This window comes from Mesorhizobium sp. P3_A2, from assembly GCF_056403115.1.
On sequence record NZ_JBFUGC010000004.1, the window covers coordinates 33,105 to 45,813 of the forward strand.

The 12,709-nt window shown below is 59.6% G+C and carries 6 protein-coding genes; 2 read left to right on the forward strand and 4 right to left on the reverse strand.

The features are described from left to right. Genes AC1DXM_RS10505 through AC1DXM_RS10520 form a run of 4 tightly spaced genes read right to left on the reverse strand, consistent with a single transcriptional unit; the run spans nucleotide 1 to nucleotide 6,688 of the window. Nucleotides 1-2,217: a GumC family protein gene (locus AC1DXM_RS10505; protein WP_477232977.1), complete on the reverse strand. Its 2,217-nt coding sequence runs from the start codon at nucleotides 2,215-2,217 to the stop codon at nucleotides 1-3. A gap of 1 nt (nucleotide 2,218) precedes the next feature. Next, a complete protein-coding gene (asnB, locus tag AC1DXM_RS10510) occupies nucleotides 2,219-4,216 on the reverse strand; it encodes an asparagine synthase (glutamine-hydrolyzing) (RefSeq protein ID WP_477232978.1) in 1,998 nt (665 codons plus the stop codon). A gap of 1 nt (nucleotide 4,217) precedes the next feature. Beyond that, entirely contained in the window at nucleotides 4,218-5,474 is a 1,257-nt protein-coding gene (locus tag AC1DXM_RS10515) for an O-antigen ligase family protein (RefSeq protein ID WP_477232979.1), read from the reverse strand. Next, entirely contained in the window at nucleotides 5,471-6,688 is a 1,218-nt protein-coding gene (locus AC1DXM_RS10520; RefSeq protein ID WP_477232980.1) for a glycosyltransferase, read from the reverse strand. The genes AC1DXM_RS10515 and AC1DXM_RS10520 overlap by 4 nt, the downstream gene beginning before the upstream one ends. A gap of 793 nt (nucleotides 6,689-7,481) precedes the next feature. On the opposite strand from AC1DXM_RS10520, the gene AC1DXM_RS10525 reads away from it, so the two are divergent. Then, nucleotides 7,482-9,194, forward strand: coding sequence for a calcium-binding protein (locus AC1DXM_RS10525; protein WP_477232981.1), 1,713 nt, complete (start codon nucleotides 7,482-7,484; stop codon nucleotides 9,192-9,194). 1,279 nt (nucleotides 9,195-10,473) lie between these two features. Beyond that, complete coding sequence (locus tag AC1DXM_RS10530) at nucleotides 10,474-12,606, forward strand: adenylate/guanylate cyclase domain-containing protein (protein WP_477232982.1); 2,133 nt, start codon at nucleotides 10,474-10,476, stop codon at nucleotides 12,604-12,606. The last annotated feature ends 103 nt before the right edge of the window (nucleotides 12,607-12,709 follow it).

Below are 12,709 nucleotides of genomic sequence, written 5' to 3' on the forward strand. Positions count from 1 at the left end.
TCATGCCCCCACGAGCAGCAGGTCGCCGCTGTCCCCAAAGCGATACAATGCGTGCTGTTTGAGGTTGACCTGCGTGAGCACGGTTCCGACGGGAACAGATCCGGGCTCCTCGGGCTGCAGCAATTCCAGGACACCGCGTGCGACATTGCGCGGTGTCTTTGCCCAGCGCACCGCAAACAGAACGGAATCCGCCCAACCCGCCAGCAGCCGGGATTCGGGCCCCCCCAGGCCCGGTGGTCCGTTCAGGACGACGAGGCTGTAGACTGAGCCCAGCCTATCCATAAATTGTCGCGGTGCGTCCATCGTGAATAGCAACTTCAGGAGGTCATCCGAGAGCGCCGGCGCAGCCATGAAATCGACGCCGATCTCAGGCATGCTCGAAATTACACCCTCCAGATCACAGCGCCCCTTCGCATAGTCTCCAAAGGATCTGTGCGGTTTCAAAATACTAAACTCGCTCACGAAATCGTTCGTAAGCCGCGCATCGTGTCGATCCAAATCGATGAAAAGGACACGGCCGCCCAGGCGCGTTGCCGCGAGAGCCAGGCTCCATGCGAGCTCGGTCTTCCCATCGCTTTGGTCACTGGACGTAACAAGGACAACCTGAGACGAGCGGCCCCTTGCCTGAAGCGGTGCCGCATTGACCAGCACGGACATTGCAGCCCGGCTGTACATTGATTGCTGCTGCCCAAGAACCAGCTGTTGCAGGCGCCTGGCACTTGGTCCTGAGACCTTCGGGAGCAATCCCAGGCAGGGAAAGCCGAGGGCTGCTTCAGTCTCCGCCTCCCCGCGCAAAGTCTGATCGAGACGATTGCCGAGAAGGACAAGGATGCCGCCAATGAGACCAAACACGACCATGCCCGGTGGAATAAGGTAGATCGGTGAGAGGCTCTTGGGGTTCGTCGGCGGCCATGCCGCCGAAGTTATCGAAACTCCCGACGAAGGGTTTGCAATGCGCCGGCTCAGATCCTGTTGTCTGGTCAGGAGCTCATTGTAGCGCTGCGTCAGGATGGTAACCTTTGGTTCGAGTGCGCGCATCCCTGAAAGTCGGCCCGCAGTGTCGGCTACTACGGCTTCGAGGACATTCTTGCGCGTCTCTAGCGCCGCGATCTGGGCACGGTACGTACTCGCCTCCGCAGCGATACGTGCGATACCCTGTTCGATCTCACGGTTAATCGCACCTGCGGGATCGTTTCCTGCCGTATTGTCTGCCGGATGAGCCAGAAGGTCGGCGAGCGCCGGCGATCCAATGACGTCCGCAAGCGCGGCCGGCGAGGCGCCCGACTTCTGCAGGTCCTGGATTTGTTGAAGGCGGGCCTCTGTCGTGGAGAGATCGGCCTTCGACAAGGCAAGCTGTTGGTTGAGATCGGCAGTTTCCCTGGCGGCGTTGTCGGCAGCACCCTGATCGACAGTGCCATGACTTAGCCGATATTCCTCCAGACTGTCGGTGGCTTCCGCCAGATCACTTTGGACCGTGGGCAGAGCGGCGATGATGGACGCGAGCTCTGCCTTGTCGGCGGTCTGACTGTTTCGTGCGAGGTCATCGACATAAACCTGGGCGAATGTATTGGCCACCAAGGCCGCCCGCACAGGATCATTATCCGCGAACCCGACGGTGATGACGCGCGATCGCAGTTCCTGGCCAACCCTTAGCCCACGCCGTAGCGTTTTCAGTTCTGCGGCATCCGCAGCTTGCGGGCTCGCGTCACTGCCATGCGGTAAGATTCCATCCAAGAAATTGGCTGCAAAAGAGCGCTTTTCCGTTGGCGCGTCAGGAGCCGATCCCTGCGCGGCAGCACCACCGACATCAGCCTGTTGATCCGCCTCCGCCTTTCGCAGTGCCGCAACAACACGACGCAGGTGTCCCTGCGATAGGAGCATGGTCAAATGGTTGTCGATGCTGGTATCCAACATGTCCTGAGCACCGGCGCCGTCAGGCGCAGTCCTCATCGGGCCATCGACGATGAGCTGTGTGGTCGCTTCGAACACGGCCGGGCGGGAAATGCCAACAAGGCCTGCCATGGCGCCGCCAAGAACGACCATGGCAAGCAGGAACCATTTCCGCCTCGCGATGGTAACGATCAGTTGGCCGAAAGGCGTCTGGGCGTCGTTCGGTTCACGCAACGGCCGCCGCATGCGTGGATTGGTCTCACGCACTGCTACCCGCATCCCTGTGGTGCGCGGAAGCTGAATGCGACTGACTATTGAACCTTCCATCTCAAACTCCCGTCAATTCAGGCACGCGAGGCAGGGCCGTTGCTGCCGCCGATGGGCGATCGGCGTCGTTGCGCCATGCAAGGAACATCAACGTCGCCCACAAATCATGAGAATGATCCCGTTTTCCATCGAGGTGATCGCGCCAGCACGTCTGTACTTTTGCTGCGTCGAAAAGGCCGTCTCCGGAGTGGCGCATATCGGCAAGAAGATCGCTCGCCCAGCCGCGCAACGGCCCTCTCAGCCAGAGGGCTATCGGAACGTCGAAGCCCTGCTTCGGCCGGTTTATCAGCCGCTGAGGAACGTAGCGGCGCAGCAACTGGCGAAGGAGCCACTTGCCTTGTCCGTGGCGGACCATTGCATTCGCCGGCATCCGCCAGGCGAATTCGACAACGCGGTGGTCAAGAAGTGGGCATCGGCCCTCAAGACTGTTGGCCATGCTGGCCCGGTCAAGTTTCACCAGGATGTCGCCGGGCAGATAGTCAGCCATATCGTTGTACAGAAGCCGAGACAGCAGGTCATCAAGCTGAGGCGCGCGCCGAAGTGATGTGCGTGGCCCGGGGCGGCATAGATTTGCCGTCGATGACCCTGTCAGCCGCTGATATAGCTCCTCCTGATCAGCCGCGGAAAGGAGGCGAGCCAGCCGATCCAGACGATCGCTGCGCAACGCGTGCCGAGTAAGCCCTGAAAGCGGCAGCTTGCTGAAAATATTGTGACGGGTTGCGCGAGCCATCAGCGCAATGGCCGCCGCAAGGGTCTCGCGCAGCGGCGAGGGCATACCGTGCTGTCGATTGGCCCGCGCCGCCATAAGGTGGCGGGCGTAGCCGGCAAAACACTCGTCGCCACCGTCGCCCGTCAACGCGACCGTAACGTGCTGGCGAGCGAGCCGCGCCACCAGCAGCGTCGGTATTTGCGATTCATCGGCGAACGGCTCATCCCAAGTCTGAGGCAGTTCTGGAATGATGTCACGCGCCGAGGCCGGCGAAAGGTGGAGTTCAGTATGGTCTGTGCCCAGATGCCGCGCAACCGCGGCGGCATGGGGAGCCTCATCAAATCCGCGCTCTCCGAACGCTATGGTGAATGTGCGTACGGACTTTTGCGATTGAGCCTGCATCAGGGCTACAACGGTTGAGCTGTCAATACCGCCGGACAGAAAGGCGCCGAGCGGCACATCCGCATTCATGCGCTCCCTGACGGCAAGCCGCAGTAGCCCATCGAGTTCACTCGTCAGTTCTTCGTCGCTGCCGACCATAGGGTCCTGTCGGCCCTTTGTGGCCACTTCGGCCAGTGACCACCAAGCTCGCACACGATGTCGGACGGAGCCGGTGCGACGCGCCTTGGCGAAGTCTTCGGCCGTCAAGGACAGGACCGAACCAGGGGGTAGTTTGAACACCCCTCGCCAGATGCAATTGTGATCCGGCACCCATCCTCGCGACAGCATGGCCCTGGCAGCATTGAGATTAAGTTCCGGATTGAAACCCGGGAAACACCTGATGGCTTTCAACTCGGAGCCAAAAACAAGTGCATGGCGTGTCGGGGCGACATAGATTGGTTTTTTGCCCATTCGGTCGCGAGCCAGGTGAAGGGTCCTGGTCTGTAGATCCCACAGTCCAAACGCGAACATGCCGGCAAAACGCTTGAGTGAGGCATCAAGCCCCCAATTTTCGATCGCGCAGAGTATAACCTCTGTATCGCATGCTCCGCGGAACTGATGGCCTGCGCTCTCGAGTTCCCGGCGCAGATCGCGGAAATTGTATATTTCACCGTTGAAAGTAATGACATATCGGCCACTCGCCGAACGCATCGGCTGATATCCTGCCTCGGACAAGTCGACGATGGCCAACCGATTGTGGCCGAAGGCGATACCGGCTTCACCGTCGCTCCAGAAGCCTTCGCCATCAGGGCCACGGTGACGAAGGGCAGCCGTCATTTGCGATATTGCCCGCAGCGGCCTCGTATTGGCTGCATCAGGGGCGAGTAGGATTCCGGCTATCCCGCACATGCTATCGTCTCATGGCCATGGATGGACGCGAAATCACTTTGGGCGTTGCAGCCACAAGGCAAAGCGTCAGCGAAAACCACACGACGGGATGGCGGATGATAAGGTGTGGAAATCCGAAAATGACGATCGACACCAGCAGTGCCAGCAGGGCGTCGCGCTGCGCACGCCACGCCGAGATCGCCGCACAGCCAACGATCCACAGCAGAGCCAGAACCGCAACCAAACCGCCTTGAGTGTACAGATCGAGAGGCGTGCTGTGAGCCTCGAAAGGTAGGTCGCCAAATTCCGTCGTATAGATAATGGACCTATCGGCATGCGGGCCGGGACCAAGGCCAAGTGACGCAGACTCCAGGCCCTTTTGAAGCGCATCGTCCCACAAGTTGATGCGAAGCGAAGCGGTTTCGGCGGTCGCCTCGCCGCCCTCCCCTTTGGTGAGGCTCTTGGCGAAGTTCTCAACGGTGGTTGTTTCGGCAAGCACATAGGGCGAAACCGAAATCGCCAGCGGCAGCAAGCCAACCATCAACAGCAGAACGACTTGCCGCGCGATGCCGACCTTTTTACCGGTCGTGAGCCATGTGCGAACGCGTAGCCCGATGAATATCAAGCCGGTCAGCACGATGGTTAAAAGATAGGTATCGCTCTTTGTCAGCCGTCCAACATAGATCGTCAGGACAAGGCTGGCGAGCGCGTATAGCCGTGCCAACGGATTGCTTGTTGTGATCGCCAGATGCAAGGCCAAAGGACCAAACATCGCGCAGTAGAGTGCCAACTGGTTTGGATTGTCGGACCAGCCGGTAAAGCGATCCCAGAACCAGGGATTGACCCCAGATTGGTGGATGAAGCCAAAACCAAGCCCGAGTTGAAAGACAAAGCACGCATTGGCTATCGCGATCACCCACCAGGATGTGCGGCGCAGATGGCGGTCTACATTGGGATCGGCCGCGAGCAGGCAGGTGACCGAGGCCAGCAGCATATAGGCAATCATGTCGTGAACCGGTGCCGCCAGATACCGCACGATCGTCAGCAAGCCGACGATCAGACCCACCCCAAGAGCGAATGTCAGGACCAGCCAGAAGGTCGCGAGAATTGAGAGGGCCGGCGTAGCCTTCAAATGACCGCCGGCCAGTACGCGCCCGATCGACAGCATGATCCAGAGCGCCAGGAACAATTCGCTGTATCCGAAGGGCGCCCCCGGAATCTCAAGCTGCGACGCGTAGGCCATCGCAATGCCGCCGGCCAGCAACGGTTCCCGGATCATCGGCGCGCTCCGCCCAGTCCACGGGTTGCGACATCGCCTTCAAGCAGTATCTGAGCCGCCGGTCGGGCGACTCCGCCGAAGGATCTGGCGCCAAGGACCTGATTGTAGAGGTCGCAATACTGATCGATCACCATCGGCAGCGCGAAATGCGTCTTGACGAATTCGATGGACCGATGACCCATGGTCCTTCCGCTGCCGCGGTCGGACAAGATTTCTATTATTCTTGACGCAAGACCATCTGCATCATGGGCTGGGACCAGATATCCATTCCAACCGTCTTCGACCACCTCATTGCAACCAGGCATATTAGAGGCGACGATCGGCAATCCCGCCAGTCCCGCCTCAAGCAGGACACGCGGAACTCCTTCTCGATATTGCGTTGGAAAGGCGAACAGATCGGCCATGCCAAGGAGGGCGGCAACGTCCTGTCGTGGACCCAAGGCGATGACTTGAGGGGAATACCGATCGATGTCCGATTTGGCGACGGCAAACGGACCCTCGGATTCCCATGGGCCGACCAGCACAAAACGCGCATCGGGCCTCTTGGCCAGGACGCGGGGGACAGCCTCAAGCAGTGTCGGGATGCCTTTTTGACGAGTGAGCCGGCCGACAAAAATTACAACTTCAGCGGACTGGAGCCCAAGCTCTTGGCGCAATTTCTCTGGCGACGATGTGAGATGGGTTGCGGCAGCGAATGCATCAACATCGATTCCAGAACTGCGGATCACTCTTCCGCTGCCGCGTCCGATCAGTCGGTAGCGCTCAAAGAAAGCGTGATCGTCCCGATTTTGGAATACTGTCGCAGCCGTCCAGAATGACGAAAGCCACTGCAGTGCGCAAAAGACTGGACGAAGGGCCAGAGCCCTTGGCTCCAGAGATGAAAACGTCCAGCCCAGCCCATTGATTGTACGGACGACCGGAACCGTCCCGCGCACCGCCAGTGGTGTTAATAGATTGGGCTTCGTGTCAAAGCTTTGGACAATATCCGGACGGAGCTCCGAAATCAGTTTTCGAATCGTTTTGATGGCGCCGCTACTGCCGCTGGAAAACCGGTCGAAGCCATAACAACGATGCGTAATGCCATGCCGCGAGAACGCGGACTCATCGCCGGTGGAGACTGCAGTGACCCGAAAGCCCCTTTCGCGCATCGACAGCAGGAACGGAATTCTAAAGGCGTGATCTTCGCCCCCCACACACACGAGATGCGGGTTCATTCCGCGTCTCCTGACCGTGCGCATAACTCCGATCGCGCGCACTGGCCGGCTTTTGGTCCTGCTTTCATTGTCCTTGGTTCCGCTGCCTGGAACTTGTAATGCCAAGCTCCACGGTACGGTCAGGCTTGCCGACTGTCCTCGTCCGTTTGAATGAGCGAGTTCCACTCGTGCGCGCAGGGTCTCCGGTTTGGACCGAAATGATGCGCGTCGTCTCCCGGCAAGCGCCTGAAGGCGCGCTTATGGTGGCCTTCCCTCGCCGGCGGTTTGGCCTGGTTCGTTTACCCACCGGCCATCTCCCCGATGAAGCGACCGGGTCGCAAGACACCGTGACCTGGCTCAACACCAGTACAGAAGTTCGCAGGCAGACACATGTCGCGCAGAAAGCGGTTCCTTTTCCGCCGCCTGTCGACTGCCTTCAGTAAGACGAATTGCCGGATATTAAGATCCGAAGGTTTCGACCCATCGCATGAGAGATGATCGACTCAAGAGAGCATCCCAGAAAAACCGGGTTTCTTCCAAAAAATTTCAGGTTGAACGCCGATGTTTGAGCTCTCAGTAACCACACCAGTAATCAGTGATTGTCAGCGAGTATCGGTTTTGATTTGGTACCGACAACGCCGCTGATTAGGCAAGGCAAGCGTGGTGTTGGGCCTCGTTGGCTTGAGGCTGCCGAGGTGTTCAAGGCCCAGATCAATGTTTCTATCAACGCATTTCCGTATTTGATTTGGCGCTAATGTAGACTCTCGGCTAGGCAGGGGGTGGGGCGCTACCAGTCAGAAGAGAGAACTTTCGCATGGCTACGATGCACTACGCCTACGGCGCCCCTGCCGCAGCTGCTGCAACCTACGGCTTCAACCTAGTCGATCTCCAGTACGCCTCATCGGTCAACGCCCTGCCGGATGGCTCCAAGGCCTTGATTTGGCTGGATGAAAGCAACGGCGTAACCGCCTCCTTCATAGACAAGGTGACGCCTCTCCTCAACAATCCGAAGGTTTTTGGATTTTATCTGACCGATGAACCTGATCCCACTGGTAAATATCATACCCAGGTCAGCGCTGCGAATCTGAAGGCCGAATCAGACTGGATTCACTCGCATTTCCCGGGGGCCAAGACTTTCATCACTCTGATGGACATGGGGTCATTCACAAATTCCGACTACACCAACACCTATAATCCGGCCAACACCGGCATCGACTACTACGGAATAGATCCCTATCCGGTGCGCTCGACCGTGGTGGACTTCAACTACATCGATCGAGCCGTAGCAGCCGCGCTGAAAGCGGGCATACCATTGAGTGCAATCGTTCCGGTGTATCAGGCGTTTGGCGGCGGTGGCTGGGCGACCAATACGGGCGGTTCGTATGTGATGCCTACGACCGCCCAAGAGCAGACCATGTTGGACCATTGGGCAAAGCTCGTTCCTTCACCTGCCTTTGACATGGTCTACAAATGGTCTTCGCAGAACGGCGAGACATCGCTCGGCAACACGCCGTCAATGCAGGCTTTTTTCCAGGATCACAACAGCCATACCGGGACAACGACCCCGCCGCCAACCACGCCAACCACGCCAACCACTCCTCCCCCTGTCGATCCTACTCCGACCACGGACAAAGTCGTCGGTACCAGCGGCGCCGATGTCCTTCAGGCAGTCGGCGCGCACACGATGACCGGTTATGGCGGCAACGATACATACTATGTCGACAACGCAGGTGACCGGGTTGTCGAGGCTTCCGGCGGCGGAACAGACAAGGTTCTCACCTCAGTGAGCTATGCGCTTTCCGCCGGCTCATCGGTGGGGTCTCTAACCACCACAAATGTGGCCGGGACAGCGGCAATAAACCTGACCGGTAACGAGTACGTCCAGACGCTCGAGGGCAATGCCGGCAACAACACGTTGAACGGGGGCGGTGGCGCAGATACCATGATTGGCCACGGCGGAAACGACGATTACTGGGTAGACAATGCCGGCGACAAGGTGGTCGAGACCGCTGGCCAGGGTCAGGACAGGATATGGACCTCTGTAAGCTATGCGCTCTCGGCCGGTTCGTCGATTGAAGTCCTTGGCACCACGAAGGAATCCGCCACCACGGCGATCAACCTGACCGGCAACGAGTTCGCCCAGACCATCCAGGGCAATGCCGGCAACAACGTCATCAGCGGCGGCGGTGGCGCCGACAAACTGACCGGCTTTGGCGGCAAGGATGTTTTCGTCTTCAACTCCGCGCTTGGCGCGGGCAATGTCGACAGGATCACCGACTTCGACCCGTCGCAAGACAAGATCCATCTTGATGATGCTATATTCAAAGGGCTGAAGACTGGAACGCTCGCCAGTGCTGCTTTCCATGGCGGGACGGCAGCACACGACAGTACCGACCATATTGTCTACAACAGCACGACCGGAGCGCTCTATTTCGACAGTGACGGAGCTGGTGGCGCCGCTCAAACGCAATTCGCCACGCTTGCCCCACATCTCGCGATCACATCAAGTTCATTCGTTGTGGTCTGAGAACGTCAACTGCTCTCGCGCCGGCTTTCGTGACGAATGAAGCAGCGCGAGCGCAACCGTGCGCGGCTTCCTGCCGGGCATATGGCTCACGAGGAACCCACGCGCCTGGGACGTTGTCTCTGTAGGCAGAGGCCACTGCAGGCAGGGGTCTCGGCGCTGACTATGCGCAACCTCCAAAGCTGACCATCATCGGCGAAATCCTCGAGATGGAACAACCTGTTACAGACTATAGCGCACCGACTACGCCGTTGGGCCTTGCTGTCTGACCATGCCTCCACCTTGCGAGATCGGCGGATCTCGCCGAGCTGGCGTTCCCAACCCTTGGACCCGCTCCGGAGGCGTCACCCGTTTCGCGCGCTCACCAGAAGCAACTGAGTCCCGTTCGCGATCGGTGCACAGCCGCTATGTCAGCATCAGGCTTGCCTCGTCCGGGGCAGTTGAATCCACCGATGCATTCGCCCGCAATTCCCCTCTGAGACTGAAGTCACATACGCCCGTCATCTTCCGGGATTAATGGAAGGTATCTGCCGTTTGGGGCGTGACCATGCCTATAGCTAACGATCTGCTCGACGTGGCGCTCCAGTTTGAGTGCCCGGTCTGCAAACATCCAATCATTCGAAATGGCTCATGGTTTAAGTCGATTTCTCGCTTCACTTGTGACGGCTGCGGGGCTGGGCTTCGGCTAGGTTATTTCGACAAACTGGCTCTGTTCGACAGGCACAAGCATTTGGTCCACTCGCGCTGGCGATCAGCGGGATCGATTGAATAGTTGAATCGTCGGATACCGCGATCCGGATCCGAGGTGATGTCTGTCGCCTACACGCACCGGCTGGCCGGAATGGATGGCGATCGGACAGCAGCAGGCCAACGAGTCGATTTACTCATCCAGGGCAGGATGGTGTGTCGGCAAGTCCGCCCACGCGCGTAGCGAGAAATGCGATGTCGGATCAACCCGGGCGGCGTCGCTGGCGCATACCCGGTCGAACCGCGGTACCTGCTATCCAGGTTCAAGCGCCCCGCCTCGGGCTTTGGGTGGGTAGAATCCAAAGCGCAATTCACGAGAAGCAAGCAAAACCTCAGACCATTCTCCATGGCCGCCTCTGCCGTGCGGTCCCACGGGGAAACCGACAACGCATTCCCGCACACGTCTCGCGGTAAATTTGGTATGCATATGCGAGGGAGAGGGGGAAACAGATGAAACACGATCCTGGCTTGCCGTCCGGCGCGACGTCGACGCTCCTGTTTCCGAAGACCTGATGCAAAAGCAAAGTAAGATCTCATGTCTTCTTCAGATGTGACCGGCTCATCCAGCCCCGCGGGCTGGGGATTGGCTGCAAAGCTGTTTACAACCCTCGTCCTTCTTGGCGCGATCGCGGTCCTGGTGACCGGGGCGCTCGGCTACTTCCGCGCCCGCGACGCTCTCGAAAAAGCAGTCTTCGACCAACTCACGGCCGCCCGTCAGACCAAGACGCGCCAGGTCGAAACCTACTTCCGCACAATCCAGGCCGAACTGCGCCTGCTTGCCGCCTCCAAAATGGTGGTCGATGCGACACGCGAGTTCCGGACCGCGGTCGACCAACTCGACCGGGCAGGCGCTCCGCCTGAACTGCGGCAGAAGGTCGGCGATTGGTATGCTGAGAGCTTCATCCCCGGAATGACGCGCACCCTTGGCAGGGAACCGGCCCTGTCGGACTACCTGCCGGTCGATGGTGCCCCCTACTATCTGCAGTATCACTACATTGTGGAAAATCCCAACCCCGCGGAGCGGCGCAAGCTTCTCGACGACGCCGGCGACGGAAGCGAATACTCCAGGCTGCACGCCATATATCATCCATTGATGCGCGCTGCGGCTACCACGGTCGGCTTTTCCGATCTCATGATTGCCGATCCCAAATCAGGTCGCCTGATCTATACGGTCGAGAAGGAGGTGGATTTCACCACGTCCCTTCAGTCGGGTCCGTACCGCAGCACCAACGTCGCGGCCGCCGTCGCCCGCTGCTCGCAGATCGCAGGCCCGTCAGCCATCTGCCTGGAGGATTTCGCCTCTTATGCGCCATCAGGCGGCGCACCGGTCGCCTTCATGGCAGCACCGGTGATTGCCCAGGGCGTCGTCATCGGCGTGCTGGTCGCGAAACTGTCGAATGATGAGATCGACAACGTCGTCACCGGTAACCGCCGCTGGCGGCAGGAAGGGTTCGGCGACACGGGTGGGGCCTATCTCGTCGGACCCGATTATCTGGCGCGTTCTGGCCCGCGGGCGTTCTACGAGAACCGGGATAGCTTCTTCGCCGACCTCAAATCCGTCGGCGCCTCGGAAGAGGAGATCGCCGTCATTCAGCGTTACGGGACACCAGTGCTGCATCAGCGCATCGACACCAAGGCCTCCCGTGCCGCGCTCGCCGGTGTCGAGGGCACGGGCGAGATCATCGGATACCGTGGCGTCCCGACGCTCGCTTCATGGGGACCGCTTGCGATTTCCGATCTCAAGTGGGCTCTCGTCGCCAAGGTCGACAGCGCCGAGGCCTTCGCACCGATCGCCGAACTCCGCCGAGATCTGTTACTTGTCGGAGGACTGGCGATGCTCGTGGTGGCCGCCATCGCCGCCTGGCTTTCGCGCGCGCTGCTCGGACCGCTCCGCGATCTGACTGCCGGGGTGAAACGCTTCTCTGCCGGCGACTATGCGACCAGCGTGCCGGTCCGCACGCGCGACGAGATTGGCGAGCTCTGCTCGGCGTTCAATGGCATGGTTGAGGATCTGCACCAGAAGAATGTCGTGATCGAAAACAAGAACCGCGAGAACGAGCAGTTGCTGCTCAACGTCCTGCCGGCACCGATCGCCAATCGGCTGCGCGCTGGCGAGGAGAGGATCGCCGACGGCTTCGCCGAAGTCACGGTCGCCTTCGCAGATCTGGTCGGGTTCACGGCACTGACATCGGAAATGCCGCCGCACGATGTCGTGATGTTTCTCAACGGACTCTTCACGCGCTTCGACGTTGCCGCCAATGATCTCGGCATCGAGAAGATCAAGACGGTGGGCGACTCCTATATGGCGGTGTGCGGCCTGCCCGTGCCGGTGGCCAACCACGCCGAGCGCATGGTCCGCATGGCCATCCGCATGGTCCACATTACCCGCGAGCACGCGATGGAACACAACGTCTCGATGAAGCTCAGGGTTGGCGTCAACAGCGGGCCGGTGGTCGCCGGCGTCATTGGCAAGAGTAAGTACATCTATGATTTATGGGGTGACACAGTGAACCTGGCGAGCCGCATGGAGTCGGGTGGAGTTCCCGACTCTGTTCAGGTGACGCGCCCCGTCTACGAACAGCTCAAGGACCAATTCGTCTTCGAGCCGCGCGGCGCTATCGAAGTCAAAGGCAAGGGAAAAGTGGACGCCTGGGTATTGAGATTTTAGTTGCGGGGGCAGCTCCGATGCCGGCCTGCCCTCCACCTGTCCGCCGTCAATGGCTTTCGCCGCAGGCGCGACTGGGCGCCCTGAATGTCCGCTTCGCGCCTCA

Excerpts from the sequence above, each read along its gene's own strand:
- AC1DXM_RS10525 (WP_477232981.1), top strand. The coding sequence starts at position 7,482 with ATGGCTACGATGCACTACGCCTACGGCGCCCCTGCCGCAGCTGCTGCA.
- asnB (WP_477232978.1), bottom strand. The coding sequence starts at position 4,216 with ATGTGCGGGATAGCCGGAATCCTACTCGCCCCTGATGCAGCCAATACG.
- AC1DXM_RS10515 (WP_477232979.1), bottom strand. The coding sequence starts at position 5,474 with ATGATCCGGGAACCGTTGCTGGCCGGCGGCATTGCGATGGCCTACGCG.
- AC1DXM_RS10505 (WP_477232977.1), bottom strand. The coding sequence starts at position 2,217 with ATGGAAGGTTCAATAGTCAGTCGCATTCAGCTTCCGCGCACCACAGGG.
- AC1DXM_RS10520 (WP_477232980.1), bottom strand. The coding sequence starts at position 6,688 with ATGAACCCGCATCTCGTGTGTGTGGGGGGCGAAGATCACGCCTTTAGA.
- AC1DXM_RS10530 (WP_477232982.1), top strand. The coding sequence starts at position 10,474 with ATGTCTTCTTCAGATGTGACCGGCTCATCCAGCCCCGCGGGCTGGGGA.